At 71.8% G+C, this 19,466-nt stretch carries 19 protein-coding genes and 1 pseudogene; 10 read left to right on the forward strand and 10 right to left on the reverse strand.

All coding sequences use genetic code 11. From position 1 onward, the window contains the following. Window positions 1-88: 88 nt before the first annotated feature. Window positions 89-559: a winged helix-turn-helix transcriptional regulator gene (locus AC067M_RS23320; RefSeq protein ID WP_478698942.1), complete on the reverse strand. Its 471-nt coding sequence runs from the start codon at window positions 557-559 to the stop codon at window positions 89-91. A 114-nt stretch (window positions 560-673) separates the two neighbouring features. On the opposite strand from AC067M_RS23320, the gene AC067M_RS23325 reads away from it, so the two are divergent. After that, window positions 674-1,852, forward strand: coding sequence for a thiolase family protein (locus AC067M_RS23325; RefSeq protein WP_478698943.1), 1,179 nt, complete (start codon window positions 674-676; stop codon window positions 1,850-1,852). Between the two features lie 7 nt (window positions 1,853-1,859). On the opposite strand, the gene AC067M_RS23330 is transcribed toward AC067M_RS23325, so the two are convergent. Then, window positions 1,860-2,636: a TVP38/TMEM64 family protein gene (locus AC067M_RS23330; RefSeq protein WP_478698944.1), complete on the reverse strand. Its 777-nt coding sequence runs from the start codon at window positions 2,634-2,636 to the stop codon at window positions 1,860-1,862. 355 nt (window positions 2,637-2,991) lie between these two features. Here AC067M_RS23330 and tuf point away from each other — a divergent pair, with 355 nt between their 5' ends. Next, window positions 2,992-4,161: an elongation factor Tu gene (gene tuf / locus AC067M_RS23335; RefSeq protein ID WP_478698945.1), complete on the forward strand. Its 1,170-nt coding sequence runs from the start codon at window positions 2,992-2,994 to the stop codon at window positions 4,159-4,161. A gap of 179 nt (window positions 4,162-4,340) precedes the next feature. Next, window positions 4,341-5,132, forward strand: a complete 792-nt coding sequence (locus tag AC067M_RS23340) for a spermidine synthase (protein WP_478699111.1) — start codon at window positions 4,341-4,343, stop codon at window positions 5,130-5,132. Here AC067M_RS23340 and AC067M_RS23345 read toward each other — a convergent pair. From AC067M_RS23345 to AC067M_RS23355, 3 genes are all read right to left on the reverse strand, one after another. Next, window positions 5,094-6,404 carry an MFS transporter gene (locus tag AC067M_RS23345; RefSeq protein ID WP_478698946.1) on the reverse strand — a complete coding sequence of 437 codons (1,311 nt, stop codon included), beginning with the start codon at window positions 6,402-6,404 and terminating at the stop codon, window positions 5,094-5,096. The genes AC067M_RS23340 and AC067M_RS23345 overlap by 39 nt on opposite strands. A 69-nt stretch (window positions 6,405-6,473) precedes the next feature. After that, a complete protein-coding gene (locus tag AC067M_RS23350) occupies window positions 6,474-7,487 on the reverse strand; it encodes a DUF8017 domain-containing protein (RefSeq protein WP_478698947.1) in 1,014 nt (337 codons plus the stop codon). A 26-nt stretch (window positions 7,488-7,513) separates the two neighbouring features. Then, window positions 7,514-8,578 (reverse strand): DUF8017 domain-containing protein, encoded by a 1,065-nt coding sequence (locus AC067M_RS23355; RefSeq protein ID WP_478698948.1) that lies wholly within the window; start codon window positions 8,576-8,578, stop codon window positions 7,514-7,516. A gap of 87 nt (window positions 8,579-8,665) precedes the next feature. Here AC067M_RS23355 and AC067M_RS23360 point away from each other — a divergent pair, with 87 nt between their 5' ends. Continuing rightward, window positions 8,666-9,103 (forward strand): DUF4442 domain-containing protein, encoded by a 438-nt coding sequence (locus tag AC067M_RS23360; protein WP_478699112.1) that lies wholly within the window; start codon window positions 8,666-8,668, stop codon window positions 9,101-9,103. Window positions 9,104-9,323: 220 nt separating this feature from the next. On the opposite strand, the gene galU is transcribed toward AC067M_RS23360, so the two are convergent. Next, a complete protein-coding gene (gene galU / locus AC067M_RS23365; RefSeq protein WP_478698949.1) occupies window positions 9,324-10,292 on the reverse strand; it encodes a UTP--glucose-1-phosphate uridylyltransferase GalU in 969 nt (322 codons plus the stop codon). A gap of 339 nt (window positions 10,293-10,631) precedes the next feature. Here galU and AC067M_RS23370 point away from each other — a divergent pair, with 339 nt between their 5' ends. Further along, a complete protein-coding gene (locus AC067M_RS23370) occupies window positions 10,632-12,563 on the forward strand; it encodes an RICIN domain-containing protein (protein WP_478698950.1) in 1,932 nt (643 codons plus the stop codon). A 128-nt stretch (window positions 12,564-12,691) separates the two neighbouring features. Then, window positions 12,692-13,336, forward strand: coding sequence for a DedA family protein (locus tag AC067M_RS23375; RefSeq protein ID WP_478698951.1), 645 nt, complete (start codon window positions 12,692-12,694; stop codon window positions 13,334-13,336). Window positions 13,337-13,412: 76 nt separating this feature from the next. On the opposite strand, the gene AC067M_RS23380 is transcribed toward AC067M_RS23375, so the two are convergent. Next, window positions 13,413-13,952 (reverse strand): gamma carbonic anhydrase family protein, encoded by a 540-nt coding sequence (locus tag AC067M_RS23380; RefSeq protein WP_478698952.1) that lies wholly within the window; start codon window positions 13,950-13,952, stop codon window positions 13,413-13,415. Window positions 13,953-14,023: 71 nt separating this feature from the next. On the opposite strand from AC067M_RS23380, the gene AC067M_RS23385 reads away from it, so the two are divergent. Beyond that, window positions 14,024-14,854, forward strand: a complete 831-nt coding sequence (locus AC067M_RS23385) for an acyltransferase (RefSeq protein WP_478698953.1) — start codon at window positions 14,024-14,026, stop codon at window positions 14,852-14,854. Between the two features lie 229 nt (window positions 14,855-15,083). Here the strand turns inward: AC067M_RS23385 and AC067M_RS23390 are convergent, their stop codons facing one another. Then, entirely contained in the window at window positions 15,084-15,941 is an 858-nt protein-coding gene (locus AC067M_RS23390; protein WP_478698954.1) for an EamA family transporter, read from the reverse strand. A 120-nt stretch (window positions 15,942-16,061) separates the two neighbouring features. On the opposite strand from AC067M_RS23390, the gene AC067M_RS23395 reads away from it, so the two are divergent. Together AC067M_RS23395 and AC067M_RS23400 are read left to right on the forward strand one after the other, a co-directional pair. Then, window positions 16,062-16,634, forward strand: coding sequence for a helix-turn-helix domain-containing protein (locus tag AC067M_RS23395; protein WP_478698955.1), 573 nt, complete (start codon window positions 16,062-16,064; stop codon window positions 16,632-16,634). Window positions 16,635-16,661: 27 nt separating this feature from the next. Continuing rightward, window positions 16,662-17,219: a YbaK/EbsC family protein gene (locus AC067M_RS23400; RefSeq protein ID WP_478698956.1), complete on the forward strand. Its 558-nt coding sequence runs from the start codon at window positions 16,662-16,664 to the stop codon at window positions 17,217-17,219. Window positions 17,220-17,221: 2 nt separating this feature from the next. Here AC067M_RS23400 and AC067M_RS23405 read toward each other — a convergent pair whose 3' ends face one another. After that, window positions 17,222-18,316, reverse strand: coding sequence for a cation diffusion facilitator family transporter (locus AC067M_RS23405; RefSeq protein ID WP_478699113.1), 1,095 nt, complete (start codon window positions 18,314-18,316; stop codon window positions 17,222-17,224). Between the two features lie 80 nt (window positions 18,317-18,396). Between AC067M_RS23405 and AC067M_RS23410 the strand changes: the two genes are divergently transcribed. Then, complete coding sequence (locus tag AC067M_RS23410; RefSeq protein ID WP_166662533.1) at window positions 18,397-18,756, forward strand: ArsR/SmtB family transcription factor; 360 nt, start codon at window positions 18,397-18,399, stop codon at window positions 18,754-18,756. A gap of 10 nt (window positions 18,757-18,766) precedes the next feature. Here AC067M_RS23410 and AC067M_RS23415 read toward each other — a convergent pair. Continuing rightward, a pseudogene (locus tag AC067M_RS23415) lies at window positions 18,767-19,425 on the reverse strand (FAD-dependent monooxygenase). Window positions 19,426-19,466: the final 41 nt, after the last annotated feature.

The raw sequence follows: 19,466 nt of genomic DNA on the forward strand, positions 1-19,466 counted from the left end.
CAGGGCTCCGCCCTGCCGCCCTCCTCCGCCTTGCGATGCACGGCACCGGACCCCGCTCCCTGATCCGGCCTGATCCAAACGAAAGACCCTAGGCCGCCGACGGGCCCGACACCGTCCAGCCCGGGGCCTGGGGGTGGGCGGTCAGGTCCTCGTGGTGGACGGCTGTGCCGCAGGACTCGCAGGTCACGACCGGGGTCAGTTCGTTGCCGCAGGCGTGCTCGATCACCATGGGGCGGTCGTCGTCCGCGCGGAGGTGGCGGTCACCCCACGCCATGAGGGTCATCAGCACCGGCTCCAGTTCGAGCCCCGCCTGCGTGGGCCGGTACTCGAAGCGCTGTGGACGCTCGCTGTAGGCCCGCTTCGTCAGGATCCCGGCGTCGACGAGGCGGCGCAGCCGGGTGGCCAGGATGTCGCGCGGAGCACCGATGTTGCGCACCAGCTGGTCGAAGCGGCCGTTGCCCAGGCACACCTCGCGCAGGACGAGCAGGGAGTACTTCTCGCCCACGAGCGCCAGGGTGTCGGCGATCGAGCAGGGGCGCGGGTCCTTGGGGGCGGCCATGCGGCCCAGTCTAGGGGAGGGTTTGGTTCTCCAACTTATGGGTTTGATTTTCCAACTCTCCGGGCTATGGTGAGTTCGGATTTCCTACTGACCAGTAGTCGCGGAGGCCCGCACATGCGTGACGCAGTCATCGTCGAAGCCGTACGCACCCCCATCGGGAAGGGCAAGCCGAACGGCTCCCTCGCGCACGTCCACCCCGTCGAGCTCCTCGCCCACACCCTGCGCACCCTCGTCGAACGCTCCGGCGTCGACCCGGCGTCCATCGACGACGTCATCGGCGGCACCGTCGACCAGGTCGGCGAACAGGCCATGAACACCACCCGCTACGCCGTCCTGTCGGCGGGCTTCCCCGAGACGGTCCCCGCGACCACCGTGGACCGCCAGTGCGGCTCCTCCCAGCAGGCCGTGCACTTCGCCGCACAGGGCGTCATCTCCGGCGCGTACGACATCGTCGTCGCCTGCGGGGTCGAGTCCATGAGCCGCGTGCCGATGTGGTCCAACGTGCCGCCCGGCAAGGACCCCTTCGGCCCGGGGGTCGCCGAGCGCTACCGTGAGGGCCTCGTCCCGCAGGGCATCAGCGCCGAGCTCATCTCCGCCAAGTGGTCCCTCACACGCGAGCGGATGGACGCCTTCGCCGTCTCCTCGCACCACAGGGCGGCCGCCGCCTGGGCCGCGGGCCTCTTCGACGCCGAGGTCGCGCCCCTGGAGGGCGTCACGCGCGACGAATGCGTACGCCCGGACAGCACGCCCGAGATCCTCGCCGGCCTCAAGCCCGCCTACCACGACCCCGGTTTCGCCGAACGCTTCCCGCAGATCGAGTGGAACGTCACCGCTGGCAACGCCAGCCCCATCAACGACGGTGCCTCCGCGGTCCTCATCACGTCGAGCGACACCGCGGCCCGCCTCGGTCTGCGCCCGCTGGCCCGTCTGCACAGCTTCGCCGTCACCGGCTCGGACCCCCTCCTCATGCTCACCGGCGTGATCCCGGCGACCGAGAAAGTGCTGCGCAGGGCGCGGCTGACCCTCGACGACATCGACCTGTTCGAGGTCAACGAGGCGTTCTCCAGCGTGGTCCTGGCCTGGCAGCAGGAGACCGGCGCCGACCTCGCCAAGGTCAACGTGCACGGCGGCGCGATCGCCCTGGGGCACCCGCTCGGCGCGAGCGGCACCCGCCTGACGACGACCCTCGTCCACGCGATGCGCGAACGCGGCGCCCGCTACGCCCTGCAGACCATGTGTGAGGCGGGCGGACTCGCCAACGCGATGATCCTGGAGGCGGTCCGAGCCGTGTGACGGGCGGTCAGCGCAGGCGCAGCTGGTGGCGCTTGCGCCACGCCACGACCGCGCCCACCAACGCCGGCAGGGCGATGCAGGCCATCGCGATCAGGAAGGCCGGCGAGGTCGGCGTGGCCGCACGGGCGCCGGCGACGACGTACGCGGCGGTGTTCGGGATCGACCCGAGCGCCGTCGCGATCAGGAACGCCGGCCAGCCCATCCGGGAGACCGCGGCGCAGTAGTTCGCGGCCCAGAACGGCACACCGGGAAAGAGCCGCGCCACCAGCATCGACCGGAAGCCGTGCCTGCTGAGCTGCCCGTCCGCGGCCTTCAGCCACCGGCCCCGCAGCAGCGGTCGCAGCGCCTCCTGTCCGAGGATCCGGCCCAGACCGAAGGCCAGCCCCGCCCCGAGCACCGTGCCCGTGATCGCGGCGCCCAGCCCGAGCTGCGAGCCGAACAGCGCACCTCCGGCGAGGTTCAGCAGCGGCCGCGGCACGAACGCCACGGTGCACAGCCCGTAAGCCGCCGCGAACACCAGCGTCGCCGCGGCGCCGCCCAACTGCGGTGGCCAGCCGTCCGACAGCACTCTCTGCGGTTCGAAGAGCAACACGGCCGAGGCGGCCCCGGCGAGCAGCGCGACGAGCAGCGAGAACCGGGCCCAGGGCGAGAGCAGGGCTCTCGAGCAGCGCGCGGCGAGGCCGGCGGGAGCCGAGGGCACGGGCGAGGCGACGGGCACGGGCGGGGCGACGGCCTGGGGAGTGGCCGTAGCGGTGCCGCCAGAGCGGGTGGTGGCATCGGGCATCCGGTGACACTAACTGACCGACGTGTGTGATCGCCGTATGGTCCGTCTCACCCCGGTCACGGACCGCCCTCTCACCTCCGCGAAAACCATTCGACGCGGCGCACGGCGTCGGCGAGGATCACCTCATGTTCCGGTACGCCTTCCACCTCGCAGCATCCGCGGTCGCGGATGCTCCGAAGGCTGCCGTTCCCTTTCCCGTGGCCGCTGTCGACGGCGCCCGAAGCTGACCCTCCCCGGATCGTCCGGCGGACCCCGCAGGGGGAGGGTCGGCAAGTCCTTGGGGTCCCCGTCCCGGCCGCGTCCGATCGCGCCGGGGCCTTCACTCAGCAGCACTGAGAGGCTTCGAGGTACCGCCATGTCCAAGACGGCGTACGTACGCACCAAACCGCACCTGAACATCGGCACGATGGGCCATGTCGACCACGGCAAGACCACCCTGACCGCCGCCATCACCAAGGTCCTCGCCGAGCGGGGCTCCTCCGCCTTCGTGCCGTTCGAGCGCATCGACCGCGCGCCCGAGGAGGCCGCGCGCGGCATCACCATCAACATCGCGCACGTCGAGTACGAGACCGACACCCGGCACTACGCGCATGTCGACATGCCGGGCCACGCCGACTACGTCAAGAACATGGTCACGGGCGCCGCGCAGCTCGACGGGGCGATCCTCGTCGTCTCCGCGCTCGACGGGATCATGCCGCAGACCGCCGAACACGTCCTGCTCGCCCGGCAGGTGGGCGTCGACCACATCGTCGTCGCCCTCAACAAGGCCGACGCGGGTGACGAAGAACTCACCGACCTCGTCGAGTTGGAGGTGCGCGACCTGCTCACCGCGCACGGCTACGGCGGTGACTCCGCGCCCGTCGTACGGGTCTCCGGGCTGAAGGCCCTCGAGGGCGACCCGCGGTGGACGGCGTCGATCGACGCGCTGCTCGACGCGGTGGACACGTATGTGCCGATGCCCGAGCGGTATCTCGACGCGCCCTTCCTGTTGCCGGTGGAGAACGTGCTGACCATCACCGGACGCGGGACCGTCGTGACCGGCGCGGTCGAGCGGGGGACGGTTCAGGTCGGCGACAAGGTCGAGGTGCTCGGTGCGGGTGTCGAGACCGTGGTGACCGGGCTCGAGACGTTCGGCAAGCCGATGGAGGAGGCGCAGGCCGGGGACAACGTGGCGCTGCTGCTGAGAGGAGTGGCGCGAGACACCGTCCGGCGGGGGCATGTGGTGGTGGCGCCGGGGAGCGTCAGTCCGAGTCGTCGGTTCACGGCCCAGGTGTATGTGCTGTCGACGCGTGAGGGCGGACGTTCCACGCCGGTCTCCACTGGATACCGGCCCCAGTTCTACATTCGGACGGCGGATGTCGTCGGGGATGTGGATCTTGGGGACGTCGCGGTGGTGCGGCCCGGGGAGACGGTTGTCATGACCGTGGAGCTGGGGCGTGAGATGCCGATCGAGGCAGGGCTCGGGTTCGCCATTCGTGAAGGCGGTCGGACCGTGGGGGCGGGGACCGTGACGGCCGTTCTGTGAGGGGGGCTGATGTGGGCGGGGGGCTGCGGGACCGTTGTGGCTGGTCGCGCCCACGCGGCGGAGCCGCATGTCGACGCGGTCCCGCGGCCCTGGGCCTGCTGTCCCACAGGCACAATGGAGAAGTGAACGACGAGTCCGTCCCCGTCTCCCGCGCCGTCGACCACGGCACCGCCAAGCTCATGCCCGATGTCGATCGGGAGCGGGCCTGGCTGCTCACCGTCGATGGGGCGCCGCAGTCGTATGTGGACCTCGATGAGCCGGCGCATCTGGAGTTCGAGTACGCGCGTCGGCTCGGGCATGTGCTGGATGTCGTGGCGGAGCCGGGAGCGCCGCTGGACGTGCTGCACTTGGGCGGGGGCGGGCTCACGCTGCCCCGGTACGTCGCCGTGACGCGGCCGGGTTCGCGGCAGGACGTCGTGGAGGCCGACCGGGGGCTGCTGGAGCTCGTCGTGGAGCATCTGCCGCTCCCGGACGGCGTCGACGTGACGCTGCACGCGGCGGACGCACGGGCCTGGCTGGAGGCCGCGCCGGACGACTCCGCCGACGTTCTCGTCGCCGATGTCTTCGGCGGGTCACGGGTTCCCGCGCATCTGACCTCGGTCGCCTACGCGCGGGAAGCCGAGCGGGTGCTGCGCCCCGGGGGCGTCTACCTGGCGAACCTGCCCGACTCGGCGCCCTTCGCCTTTCTGCGGTCCCAACTGGCCACCCTCGCCACCGTGTTCGCCGAGCTCGCGCTCATCGCCGAACCCGGTGTGCTGCGCGGGCGCCGCTTCGGCAACGCGGTGCTCGTCGCGTCGCACCGTCCCGCCGACGTGGCCGCGCTGGCCCGGCGTACCGCCTCCGACGCCTTCCCGGCCCGAGTCGACCACGGGCCCGGGCTGCGGGAGTTCATCGGCGGGGCGCGGCCGGTGCGGGACGAGGACGCCGTGCCGTCACCCGAGCCCCCCGACGGGGCGTTCGGCATCGGCTGACCCGTTCTCGGCGTCCGGCGCGCCCTGGGCCACGTGCTTGGTGCGCCGGGTCAGGTTCCGTACGTCGGACACGCACAGGACCGCCGCCGTGACCACCACGACCAGGACCGCGCAGCCCCAGAGCGCCGCCGTCCGCCCGAACGCCAGCTCCGCCGGGCCCGCCAGCGCGGTCGCCAGCGGCACCAGGGCGACGGAGCCGAACCAGTCGTAGGCGGAGACGCGGGAGAGCTTGTCCTCCGGGATCTCCTGGTGGAGGGCGGTCATCCAGGACACCCCGAACACCTCCACCGTGACGCCGGTGAGGAACATCACCGCGCACAGGACGCCTGCGGACACCGGCACGGCGAGCGCGGCGGAGGGCAGGGCCAGCGGGAAGACGCAGAGGGTGCCGGCGAGCAGCAGTCGGCGGGGCTTCCAACGGGTCATCAGCAGCGCGCCGGCCACCGTGCCCGCACCGAAGCAGGCCAGGGCCAGGCCCCAGGGGCCCGGCCCGCCCAGGTGGTCCCGGGCGACGAGGGGACCGTAGACCGCCTCGGCGGCGACGACGACCGCGTTGGCGACCGAGAACTGCACGACGATGCCCCACAGCCACGGGCGGCCCGCGAACTCCCGCCAGCCGTCCCGGAGGTCGGCGAGCATCCCGCCGCCCGGCTCGCGGGCCGGGATGTGGCTCACGTCGAGGAACGAGCGCAGCGCGCCGGCGACGGCGAACGCAGCCGCGTCCACGGCGAGCACCCAGCCGGGACCTATCGCGGCGACCATCGCGCCGCCCAGGGCCGCGCCACCGAGGGCCGCTCCCTGCATCGCCATCCGGAACACGGCGAACGCGCGGCCCGCCTGCTCCCCGTCGACCGAGGACATCAGCATGCCCTCGGCGGCCGGACTGAAGAACGCCTGCCCGGTGCCGCCGAGGGCGGTCAGGAGCATCATCTGCCACAGCTGCGGCTCGCCCGCCAGGACGAGGGTCGCGAAGGCGGCCTGTGAGAGGCAGTTGAGGGCGTTGGCCGCGACCATCACACGGTGGCGGGGCAGACGGTCCGCGACCGCGCCGCCGATCAGCAGGAACAGCACCAGCGGCAGGGTGCGGGCGGCGGCCACCAGGCCCACGTCGCCGCCGTCGCCGCCCGCGTCCAGTACGGCGAACGCGGCGGCGATCAGCGAGCCGTGGCTGCCGAGGTTGGTGACGACCGCCGCGGCGGTCAGCAGGCTGTAGTTGCGCCCCGCCCAGGCGGGTCTGCGCGGGCGGCGGGGGGAGTCGGCGGCTGAGGTCACCGGCCGACTATCCCCGCCCGGGCATCGAAGTGCCAAACGATTTGACCGGTCAGCCCGCCCGCCGGCGGATCACTCCGTCGGTTCTCCCGACAGCCGGACCGTGCTGAGGATCTTCATGATCGTCTGGTTGGAGAGCTCGTCCTTCACGCCCTTGGCGCCGTACAGGTTCCACGAGACGTAGTCACCGGCGGAGTTCTTGAAGCCGAACGTGATCGCCTTGCCATCGCTGTCGCACTTGCCCTTCTGGGGCGTGTTGTTCGACTGGCCCCAGGCGTAACTGCCCTTGATGCCCGAGGTCGTCGTGTACGGCGTGGCCTTCTCGGGGAAGGTGATGCTCTTTTTGTCCGGCTGGGTGTAACCGCCGTACACCCACACCGGCGCGGTGTTGATCGCGATCTCGTCGGTGTTCTTCGCGCCGGAGGCGCCCTTGCTGCCCACCATGGCCAGCGGGGTGTTGTCGGTCCTGCCGTCCTTGTCGTCGTCGGACGTGCACCACTTCGATTTGAGCTCGGCGGTGGCCGACATGATGATCGCGTCGTCCTTCACGCCCTCCAGGTCGAAGCCCTGGCTGAGGCCGACCTTCTGGACCTCCCAGTCGGCCGGCACGTCGAAGGCGATGCCCCACTTGGGGTTCACGACGACCTTCCAGCCCTCGACGGTCGCCTTCTCGGTCTCACCGCCGCGCGGGTTGTCGTCCGTTCCCGAACCGGTGGCCGTGTCGCTCGGTGACGCGGACACGGACGGGCTCGCACTGTCGTCGGCCTTGGCGGGGGTGTCCTCGTCGCCGCCCAGGACCAGGAAGCCGGTGACACCGGCGGCCACGACGACGGCCGTGGCCGCCACGATCGCGACCAGCTTCGTCCGGTTGCCGCCACCGCCGCCGCCCTGCGGCGGCTGCGGTCCGCCCGCGTGCGTCGGCGCGCCCCACTGCGGTTGCTGCGGTTGCTGCTGCGCATAGGTGTTGGGCTGCTGGAATCCGGGCTGCTGATACGGATTCGGCTGCTGGTATCCCGGCTGCTGGTACGGGTTGTTCTGCCCCTGCGGGTTCTGTTCGCCCCCGGGCGGCTGCTGTCCTGGCCACATGCGGAGAAACCTTAGTGCCGTACGGATCAGGAGCGGACCCGGGGGAACTCCCGCACCGTGCTGAGGATCTTCTTCACCGTGGCGTCCGGAACCTCTTCCTCCACCCCTTCGGCGCCGTAGAACGACCAGGACGAGAAGCTGCCGTACTTGTTCTTGAACGCGAACGTCGTGGCCTTGCCGGCCGTGTCGCACTTGTCCCGCACCTTGACGAGGATCGCGTGCGAGGTGACGACCGTGCCCTTGAGGCCGGAGGCGGTGGTGAAGGGGGTCGCCGGGTCCGTCTTGACGTTCTTGTGCTCAGGCTGGGCGTAGGCGCCGTAGGCCCAGTTCGCCGAGTCCTGCCTGGCTATCTGCTCGGTGCTCTTGGCGCCGTTGTTGCCGCGGGTGCCCGCGTTGGCCAGGGCCGCGTACTCGACCTTGCCGTCCTTGTTGGCGTCCTGCATGCACCACTTGGGCTTCAGGACGGCCGGGGCCCGCATGCCGACCAGCGGCTTCTCCTTCGGGTCGTCGTCCTCCGCCACGTAGGTGACATGGTCCCTGGCCTGTGGCGCCCACTCGGCCGGTACGTCGAAGGCGACGCCGAGGCCCGGGTTCACCACGACCTTCCAGCCGGCGATGCTCGGCTTCAGGGGGTCGCGGGTCGGAGACGCCGAGGTGGACGGGGAGGCCTTGGACGTGGCCGGGCCCGGCGAGGCCTTCTTGTCGTCACCGCCGCCCAGGAACACGACCCCGGTCACGGCAGCGGCCGCGACGACGACCACAGCCGCTGTGATCGCGATCACCTTCGTACGGCGGCTCTTGCCGTCGGAGTCCTCGTAGTCGTAGTCGGGTGACTCCCACGGGGCGGGTGGCCGCTGGACGTACGCGGGCTGCTGGAAGCCGGGCTGCTGGGGGTCCGAGCCGGGCTGGGGGTAGCCGTAGCCGTAGCCGGGCTGTTGGGCGTCCGGGCCGGGCTGCTGGGGGTAGCCGTAGCCGTAGGCAGGCTGTTGGGCGTCCGGGCCGGGCTGCTGGTAACCGGGCTGCTGGTACGGATTCGGCTGCTGGGTCGGCTGATTCGGGTCGCCGGCCGGTGGTTGCTCTCCTGGCCACATGGGCGGAAATCATACGGCGGATCATCACACCGCCCTGGCCAGTCGTGGCTACTCACGGGTAACATCACGGCCATGAGCGCAGACCAGATGTCCATCGGCGAGATGCTCGCCGCCACGGTGCCGATGGCCCGGACCCTGAACCTCGAGTTCCTGGAGACCTCGCCCGAGAAGGCCGTGGTCGCCCTGCCGGACCAGAGCGACTACCACAACCACGTCGGCGGGCCGCACGCCGGTGCGATGTTCACGCTCGGCGAGTCCGCGAGCGGCGCGATCGTGCTCGCCGCCTTCGGCGACCAGCTCGCCCGTGCGGTGCCCCTCGCCGTCGGCGCGGAGATCACCTACAAGAAGCTCGCCATGGGGGCCGTCACGGCCACCGCCACCCTCGGCCGCCCCGCCCCCGAGGTCGTCGCCCAACTCGACGCGGGCGAACGCCCCGAGTTCCCGGTCACGATCGAGATCCGGCGCGGCGACGGCGCCGTGACCGGCGAGATGACCGTGGTGTGGACCCTGCGCCCCAACGGCTGAGGGGCGGTCGTCAGGGGGGAGTTCCCCGGCAGGGGCGCGTCCGTAGTGATCTTGCCTCCCCGGGGCTGAACGTCCTTCAGCCTGTCCGCACCCGCACGCCCGTGCCTTGCTCGTACCCGCACCCCCGTGCTCGCTCGTACCCGTTCGCGCCTGGCCTGCCCCCACCCCCGCGCGCCTCACCCGCCAGGTGCCCAACCCGCCCCCCACGCCTCATCCCGCATCACGCAGCGAGCCTCCCGCGGTCGTTCCGGGCGTTGTCCTCCAAGCTCGCCACGAACGTCTTCAGCCAGGTGATGAATTCGGGGCCCAGATCGGGGCGTTCGCAGGCGAGGCGGACGACGGTGCGGAGGTAGTCGGCCTTGTCGCCGGTGTCGTAGCGGAGGCCGGTGAAGAGGACGCCGTGGACGGTGTCGGTCGTGGCGAGTTCCTGGAGGGCGTCGGTGAGTTGGATCTCGCCGCCGCGGCCGGGCGGTGTGCGGTCGAGGACGCCGAAGACGGCCGGGTCGAGGACGTAGCGGCCGATGACCGCATAGGCGCTCGGCGCGGTCTCGCGGGAGGGCTTCTCCGCGAGCCCGGTGATCCGGACGACGCCGTCCTCCGCGGTCGGTTCCACCGCGGCGCACCCGTAGAGGTGGATCTGCTCCGGCGGCACCTCCATCAGAGCGACGACGCTCCCGGTATACAGCTCGCGCACCTCCAGCATCCGGCTCAGCAGCGTCTCGCGCGGGTCGATGAGGTCGTCGCCGAGAAGAACCGCGAACGGCTGGTCGCCCACGTGCTGGCGGGCGCACAGCACCGCGTGGCCGAGGCCCAGCGGGTCGCCCTGCCGGATGTGGTGGATGTCGGCGAGCCTGGCCGGATCCCGCACCGCGTCCAGTCGTACCGTGTCGCCCTTCGCTGCCAGCGCCTGCTCCAGCTCGAAGGCGTGGTCGAAGTGGTCCTCGATGGCCCGCTTGTGTCGGCCGGTGACCATCAGGATGTCGTCCAGACCGGCCGCCGCGGCCTCCTCGACGACGTACTGGATGGCCGGCTTGTCGACGACCGGCAGCATCTCCTTCGGCGTCGCCTTCGTGGCGGGCAGGAAGCGCGTACCGAGCCCGGCGGCCGGGACGACGGCCTTGCGGACCGAGCGGGCGGACGGGGACGCGGATGAGGTGCGGGGGGGATCATGCGCAGCATGCTGACCCACGGGGATGGGAGCGCGCCGAGAGTTCCATGGGAGTCCGCTGTGCACCGGGCGCAAGTTGGAGATTTGGTGTGCCATCGGGCTTTTGATGCACACAAGTTGGGCGTGACATCGACGGAAATTTTCGAATGCGGGTACGGGTACCGCCGGTAACATTTCTGAACTTCCCGCGTTTTGAACATGGGTCACTCGAACTCCTTGTTTCCTGTGAGGCGTATGTGCGAAGGTGAGCCTCCCTTCGGGAAGGACAAGGTCAGGCCATAGGTACGCACCAATCCGGCCCCTGCTTTCCGAGGACGCGCTTTTCGCGTTCCGTCCTTCGGCTGGGAAGGAAATGGTTCAGTGCAGTCCCCCAACCCCCCACGACCGCCGTACCCGCCCCGCCCCGGCTGGAGCCCCGGCGATTCCGACCGCAACCTCCTCGCCCAACTGGGTGCGAGCGGTGCGGGAAGCGGACCCGGCGCCTGTGCCGTCGCGCTGCTGCTGGCCCGGCACTGGCGGGCGACGCTCGACTACGCCGTCGTCTGTCTCGCCTCGGCCGAGGACGCCGCCCGGATGGTGTCCACCGCCGCGTTCAACCGGGTCCTCGGCCGGGCGGCGTTCGGCGGCGCCGACGGCGCCCTGCGTCCCCAACTCCTCGTCGCCGTACGGGAGACGGTCCGGGAGTGGGCCGGGGACGAAGCCATATCCACGATCCTGCCGGAACTGCGTAAAACCGTCGGCGGCCGCGGACTGCGCGCCTCCGGGCGGGCGACGCCCGAAAAGCTGCAGATCGCCGAGCGCGCTTTCCGCGCCCTTCCCGGAGCCTCGCAATGCCTGTTGTGGCACACGGAGGTCGAGGCCGAACCCATATCCGTACCGGCCGGTCTGCTGGGCGTCGACACCGCCACCGCCTCGACCGCTCTGGAACAGGCACGGGAGCAATTCCGTTCGGCCTGCGTACGCGCCCACCGGGAACTCGCGCCGACCTCGGAATGCCGCTTCTACAACCGTCTCCTCGACGTTCCCATGCGCCGCGGCGGCACCCTGCTGCCGGATGTGCGAAGGCATCTGACGGAGTGCCGGTACTGCCGCCAGGCCGCCGAGCAGCTCTCCCGTTTCGACGGTGGTCTGGAAGTGCTGCTCGCCGAGACGGTGCTCGGCTGGGGCGCCCGCCGCTACCTCGACTCACGCCCCGGGCGTGCCACCGAACAGGAAGGTCCCGTCGGCGGCGGGGCCCCGCGCCCCGGCGGCGGACGCCACCGCAGCGCTCACGCCCGCATCCTCGACGCACCGCATCGCCACCCGAAGGCCGTCCTCGTCGGGGTCGGTCTGAGCACCCTCGCCCTCCTCGCGACCGTGCTCGTCGCCAAGGGCTGGTCCGAGGACGGCGGCACCCCCGGGCCAGGGATGACCTGGGGCGCGCCGGTCGGCAGCTCGGGCCGGGCGAGCAGCCCCGGCGAGCAGCCCCCGACCGGGTCGAGCGGGTCCCCTTCGGCGGCCTCCACCGGACAGTCGGAAGAGGTCGCACGTGGGCGGCTGCGCAGCCTCACCGTGGGCCTGTGCCTGGACGCGCGCGGCGGTCGGACACAGGCCGGCGTGGGGGCCGTGCTGGTGGAGTGCTCCTCCGCCGGATCACAGCAGTGGTCGTACCGGGACGACGGACTGCTCCGCAGTGCCGCCGACCCCACCCTCTGCCTCGACGCCGACGCCGACCACAAGGCGGTGACCCTCGCGGGTTGCCTTGTCCACTCCGGGGCCGTGTCCTACGACCTCACCGTCCGCGGCGAACTCCTGCTCCGCCGCGCCAAGGGCCTGCTCGTCGCTCCCGGGCGCGCCGGGTCGTCCACGGAGGTCGTCGTCACCGCACGCGACGGGTCCCCGGGGCAACGGTGGCAGTTACAGCCGGGCACGGGTGCGGACGGGACGCGGGACGTGGGGCCGAGATCACGTCGGCGGGACGAACCGGGTGAGCCGCGCGACCCGCGTGACCGACCCCGTGCGACCCCCTCCGAGGAACCGTCGCTCAGCGCCCCACCGCCTCCCGGCGCGGCCCCCGCCCCGGCGCGACCCGCTCCGCCACAACCGGGCTACGAGCCGCGCATCGCCCAAGTGGCCTGCTGTGACACGCCCGATGCTGCGGCTCCTCCGGCCGCGCCGCCGGTCACTCCGGACACGCCGCGGGCTCCCGTGGACGCCCTGGACGCCGCAGGTCGACTCCCCGCCACTGACGATGTTCCCGCCCACGTGACCACGTTGCTCGGTTCGGTCCCGGGCGGTTCGGACGACCGGTGACGCGGCGGCTGACCCCCGTGCGTTCCGTGGAACGCCGGAGCGGCCCGGTGACCCGGTAGGCTTCCCGGCGTGCGCCTGCTCGGGCGCGCGCCGGGAATGCAGGGACGCAACATGGGGAGGAACCGGCGGTGCACGTCCAGGAATGGCTCGACACGGTACCCGCGGCCGCCGTCTACGCCGTGGTGGGGCTGGTCATCGGTCTGGAGAGCCTGGGCATCCCGCTCCCGGGCGAGATCATCCTGGTCTCGGCGGCGCTCCTGTCCTCCCAGCACGCGGGCATCAACCCCGTGATTCTCGGCGCGTGCGCCAGCTTCGGCGCCATCGTCGGCGACTCCATCGGCTACGCCATCGGCCGCAAGGGCGGTCGCCCCCTGCTCGCCTGGCTCGGCAAGAAGTTCCCCAAGCACTTCAGCGAGGGGCACATCGCCACCGCCGAGCGGTCCTTCCAGAAGTGGGGCATGTGGGCCGTCTTCTTCGGCCGCTTCGTCGCCCTGCTCCGTATCTTCGCCGGCCCCCTCGCGGGCGTCCTGCGCATGCCGTACTGGAAGTTCCTCATCGCCAACGTCCTCGGCGGCATCCTCTGGGCGGGCGGTACGACCGCCGTCATCTACTACGTCGGCATCGTCGCCGAGTCCTGGCTGAAGCGCTTCTCCTGGGTGGGCCTCGTGGTGGCCGTACTCATCGGCGCCACGTCGATGCTGGTCCTGAAGCGCAAGGCGAAGAAGACGCACGTCGCAGAGCAGGAACCGGAGCCCGTCCCCGCCGGGGAGTGAACTGGGCCCGCGGGACTGTCACATCGTGCGGCTCCGCCGCGTGGGCGCGACCAGCCACGAACAACCCGCAGACCGCCTACAACGGCTGCTCCCCGTGCACTTCCCGGTGCGCCCGGGCCAACTCCGCATACGACGTCCCGTTCAGCGTCACCCCCTGCCGCTCCTCCTGCGTCAACTCCCGCCGCACCTTCGCCGGCACCCCCGCGACCAGCGATCCCGGCGGTACCCGCATCCCCTGCGGCACCAACGCCTGCGCGGCGACGAGGGACCCCGCCCCGATCACCGCGCCGTTCAGCACCGTCGCTCCCATGCCGATCAGGCAGTCGTCCTCGACGGTCGCCCCGTGCACCACCGCGTTGTGCCCGATGGACACCCGCTCGCCGACGGTCACCGGGAAGCCGGGGTCCGCGTGCAGTGTGCAGTTGTCCTGGACGTTGCTGCTCGCGCCGACGGAGATCCGCTCGACGTCGCCACGCAGCACCGCCCCGTACCAGACACTGGCGCCGGCGTGCAGTGTCACATCCCCGATCAGCGTGGACGTGGGTGCCACGAACGCCTCCGGATCCACCTTCGGGTCCTTGCCGCCGATGCCCGTGATCAGCGCCTTCTGCGTCATCTCGCCTCCTGGTCGGTGCTACACGGCACCGTACGCCACCAGTGGGGTGAAGATCACAGGGCTCCGGTCACATGGGCGGGGGACGCGCTGAGTACGGTGAGCGGGTGCCCAAGGACAAGAACACGTTCTCATCATGGCGGCGCCGCCTCGCGCAGCGCGCCGTCCACGCGGGCTGGGCCTGGGTGCAGCGCACGGGATCGGTGACCGCCGAGCGCCCCGGTCGCCTCCGGTTCGGCTCGCTCGGCACGGGCAGTCGGCTCGCCTTCCCGCTCGGCACGGTCTTCGGCGAACCCTGGATCCACCTCGGGGCCCACTGCATCGTCGGTGAACAGGTCACCCTCACCGCCGGTCTGATGCCCGACCTCGACCTCGGCCCGGACCCGATCCTGCGCATCGGCGACGGTGTCGTCCTGGGCCGCGGGAGTCACGTCATCGCGGACACGACGGTCACCATCGGCAGCGACTGCTACTTCGGCCCGTACGTCTACGTCACCTCGACCAACCACTCCTACGACGATCCGCACGAGCCGATCGGCAAGCAGTGGCCGCGGATGGAGCCCGTGGAGATCGGCTCGGGATGCTGGATCGGCACCGGGGCGGTGATCCTGCCCGGCGCGCGCATCGGGCGCAATGTGGTGGTGGCGGCCGGGGCGGTGGTCCGGGGGACGGTGCCCGACCACGCCGTGGTGGCCGGGGCGCCCGCCCGGGTCGTACGACGCTGGACGCCCGCCGAGGGTTGGCAGCCGCCGCTGCGGACCCCGCCACCGGTGCCGATCCCCGAGGGGGTCACCTCCGAGCAACTGGTGGCGCTGTCGGAACTGGACGAGGAGACCGCCGCGAAGCTGGCGGAGCTCGATGTCCAGGCCGAGGCAGGGCTCCGCGGCCTGGACCTCGAAGCCTGACCCTGCCTGCCCGGCGGAGCCTCGGCGGCCGTACGACCGTGCCGCCGGCCGCGCTGCGTGGGCAGCCGCTGGCTTTGTCGGCTTGTCGTGCGGGGTGCCGCCTCGGCGGTCGCTGGTGGCCGCGTCGGTCTCGGGACCGTCGGCTCGGACCGTGTGTCGGCGTCGAGGCAGGCCGGGGGCCGTCGGCCGGCCGGTTGCCGGTGGTCGAGTCGGCCCTGGGGCTGTCGGCTCAGCCGGTCGCCAGAAGGAGTGTGCCCAGGAGGGCCAGGCCCGCGCCCGCGGCCTGGACGCCCCGGAGCCGTTCGCTGAGGAAGCCGCGTGCGGCCAGGGCGGTCACCACCGGGTAGAGAGAGGCGAGTACGGCGGCCACGGTGACCGGGCCGTGCTGGGCGGCGACCGAGTACGTGCCGTTGGCGGCGACATCCGCGAGGCCGACGAAGGCGAGCCCCGGCAACGAGCCCCAGCGGAAACCGCCCACGGGGAGGGCGGGCGCGCCGCGCTTCACGGAGACGTAGAGGGCGGCACCGCCCGCGGCCACGTTCGTCACGCGCTGCACGAAGAGGGCGAGGAAGAGGCCGGTGACGGTGGTCGACGCCTCGGCGATCAGCGCGAACACGGTGCCGAAGCCGAGAGCCGAGACCAGGGTGAGAAGGATCGTCTGCCGCTGCACGGGCGCGCCCCTGAACTGCGGCCCGCCGGCCAGGACCACTCCGACGACCGCGACCGCGATGCCCGCGACCTGGAGCAGCCCAGGACGCTCACCGAGCAGGAGTCCGAGAGAGACCGGGACGACCACGCTCAGCGTCGCGAGCGGGGAGACGACGCCCATCGGGCCGAGGGCCAGCGCCTTGTAGAAGGAGAAGAGCGCGATCGGCCCCACCAGGCCCGCGGCGAACGCGAACCACAGGCGCGGCCCGGCCTCGCTCCAGCCCCCCGTCGCCACCACGATCGCACCGAGGACGGCCGTCGCGATGCCCTGCGAGACGACGACCACCGTCAGGGCGGGCGTTCGCCTCGTCAGCAGTCCGCCGCCGAAGTCGGCCAACCCCCACAGCAGACTGGTGGCCAGGGCGAAGAACGCGGTCACAGGACGCCTCGCAGTACAGTTCGGTGGATGATCGGGTGCACCTCACCGTAGTACATCACGATGTACTTGGCCATCCAGAATATTGAACGGAACGAGTCGGAACGAGTGGTGGACTCAAACGTGTCGGACCTCGACCTGCTGACCCAGTCCCTGGCGCGCAACGTGAAGCGCTGGCGCACCGAGCGCGGCTTCACACTGGAGACGCTCGCCGCCCGCGCCGGGGTCAGCCGCGGCATGCTCATCCAGATCGAGCAGGCCCGCACCAACCCCAGCCTCGGCACGGTCGTCAAGATCGGCGATGCCCTCGGCATCAGCATCACCACCCTGCTCGACTACGAGCAGGGCCCCAAGGTCCGTATCGTCACCGCCGAGCAGACAGTACGGCTGTGGCACACCGAGGCGGGCAGCTACAACCGGCTCCTCGCGGGCACCGAGGCCCCCGGCCCGCTGGAGATGTGGGACTGGCGGCTCATGCCCGGCGAGAGCAGCGCCTCCGATCCGCACCCGGCCGGCACCGTCGAGATCGTCCACGTCAGCGCGGGGGAGCTGACACTCACCGTCGACGGCGTGGAACACCACGTCCAGGCGGGCGGGAGCGCCACGTTCGAGGCCAACACCCCGCACACGTACGGCAACGACGGCGACGTACCGACGGAGATGGTGATGGCCGTCTCGGTCCCGCCCGTGCGCTGAAGAACCTCCACCGGTTAGCGTGCGGCCATGCGCGCACCCATCGGAGACTTCGACCACGCCACACCCGCCCCGGACTGCCTCGACGAGCTGACCACCCCGGTCGCAGACGCCGTACGCCACTGGCGCGGCAGCGTCCCCGCCGAGGAGATCCTCTACGTCGACACCGAGCCGGAGTGGGCGGATACCGCGACCTTCGTGGAGCACTACGGGCGTGATCTGCTGGAAAGGTCGGCCAACTGCGTGGTCGTGGCCGGCAAGCGGGGCGGCGAGACCACGCTCGCCGCATGTCTGGTCCTGTCCACGACCCGCGTCGACGTGAACGGTGTGGTGCGCCGCCAACTCGGCGCCCGCAAGGCCTCGTTCGCCCCGATGGACACGGCGACCGGGGAGACCGGCATGGAGTACGGCGGCATCACCGCGCTCGGACTGCCGGGCGACTGGCCGGTGCTGGTGGACTCGGCCGTCGTCGACCTGCCGTACGTCCTGGTGGGCAGCGGGCGCCGGCGCGGCAAGCTGCTGGTGCCGGGCAAGGCGTTCGCGGAGCTGCCCGGCGCGGTGGTCCTGGAAGGGCTGGGCGTGGCCTGACCTCAGGCCGTCGTGTGGTGGGCCAGGGCCAGATGCGGATCCGCCTCGCCCGGCACCGGCGCCGGGTCGGCGTGCACCAGGGCGGCGGTGAGGCGGGGAACCGCGTGCAGCAGGGCGTGTTCGGCGTCCACGGCGATGGCGTGGGCCTGCCGTACCGTCGCCTCGCCGTCCACCACGACCGCCACCTCGGCGCGCAGCCGGTGCCCGATCCAGCGCAGCCGCAGCTCGCCCACCTCCCGCACGCCCGGGACCTGCCGCAGGGCCCCCTCGGCCCGGTCCACCAACGCCGGGTCGACGGCGTCCAGGACCCGCCGGAACACCTCGCGCGCCGCGTCCCGCAGCACCAGCAGGATCGCGGCCGTGATCCCCAACCCCACGATCGGGTCGGCGAGTTGCCAGCCGAGGGCCGAGCCTCCCGCGCCCAGCAGCACGGCGAGTGAGGTGAACCCGTCCGTACGGGCGTGCAGTCCGTCCGCGACCAGCGCGGCCGAGCCGATGGCACGCCCCACGCGGATGCGGTAGCGGGCCACCCACTCGTTGCCCGCGAATCCGACGAGGGCGGCCACCGCGACCGCGGGGACGTGTGTGACGGGACGCGGATCGAGGATGCGGTCGAACGCGGCCCACCCGGCGAACGCCGCCGACGCGGCGATCGTCAGGACGATCACGAGCCCGGCCAGGTCCTCCGCGCGCCCGTAGCCGTAGGTGAAGCGGCGCGTCGCCGCGCGCCGGCCGAGCAAGAACGCGATCCCGAGCGGTACGGCGGTCAGCGCGTCCGCCGTGTTGTGCACCGTGTCCCCGAGCAGTGCCACCGACCCGGACACCGCCACCACGACCGCCTGCGCCAGCGCGGTCACACCGAGCACCCCCAGCGAGACCCAGAGCGCGCGCATCCCGCGCGCCGAGGACTCCAGGGCGGGGTCGAGCTTGTCGGCGGTCTCGTGGGAGTGGGGGGTGAAGAGGTGGGCGAGGCGATGGGTGATGCGGTGGGGGACGCGGTGGCCACGGGGGGAGAGGCCGTGGTCGTGCCGGTGAGGCCCGTGCTCATGGCCGTGCGTGTGCTCATGCCCGTGGGTGTGCTCGTGCCGGTCGCTCACGTGGATCCCCTTTCGGTGCTCGACGGTGCTTGCCCGCGCGAAGGTGGACGCACTCATGTCCACGAGGCCATTATGTGCGTATGAGCGCACGCATGCACCTATCAGCTGCACACCATGCGCACCCGCGCAGCCCCGGCGAGGAACAGTTCGCGCTCGCCGCCGAAGTGCTCGCCCTGCTCGGCGACCGCACCCGCCTGGCTCTGCTGCACGCGCTGACGTCCGGGGAGGCCGACGTCACCACCCTCACGGAGGCGTGCGCGGCGGCTCGGCCGGCCGTCAGCCAGCATCTGGCGCGGCTGCGGCTCGCGGGTCTGGTGGACACGCGGAAGGAGGGCCGTCGGGTGATCTACTCCCTGCGCGACGGCCATCTGCGCCGACTGGTCGACGAGGCGCTGAACGTGGCGGACCACCGGCTCGGCGACCAGCCCCTGCACGACTGACGGGGCCGTGTCAGAAACGGGTGGCCGTGCCGAGGTACTGCTCCGCGAAAGCGGCAGCGGCGGTGGGTGAGGTGAACAGGCGACGCAGCCGGGCGAGGGTGGTCCCGGCCCGGAACGGGTCACCGCAGAGCTGCCGTGGTACAGCTCCGAGAGCCACTGCGAGAACTCCTGGTAGTCCCACACGCGCCGCAACGACGCCTCCGAGTCGTCCGCGCCGACGACGAAGTCACAGCGCAGCAGCCGCCGTTCACCCGTCACCGGGCACGTGTACGACACCTTCGGCCGGAGCGTGCCGAGGTCGTGCAGCTCGACGTCGCGCACCGAGAAGCGGGCGTCCCCGCCCCGCACGTCGACGTACTCGCGCACCAGGTCGGTCACCAGCAACGGCTGCGGGTGGACGAAGTGATGACGTCCCGTCAACCGCCCGTACTCGAAGCGGTACCGCTCGCCGCCGAAGCGGAACTCGCACGCGCTGTGCAGCTGAGCGCGCTCCAACAGATTTCCGGCCAGACCGCGTTGCTGGAGTTCGCGTACGGCCCATTCCTCGACGACCCCGGCGCGGGGCCGGTTCTCGATGAACTCGCGGGTCTCCGTCTCCAGCACCACGCAGTCCACCCGCGCGGCCCGCAGGATGGCGCCGACGGTGAGACCGGCCGGGCCGGCGCCCACGACGCCGACGGGAACGCGCTCTGAGGAGGGGAGGGTGGGGG

Source organism: Streptomyces sp. NPDC043427 (assembly GCF_056436655.1).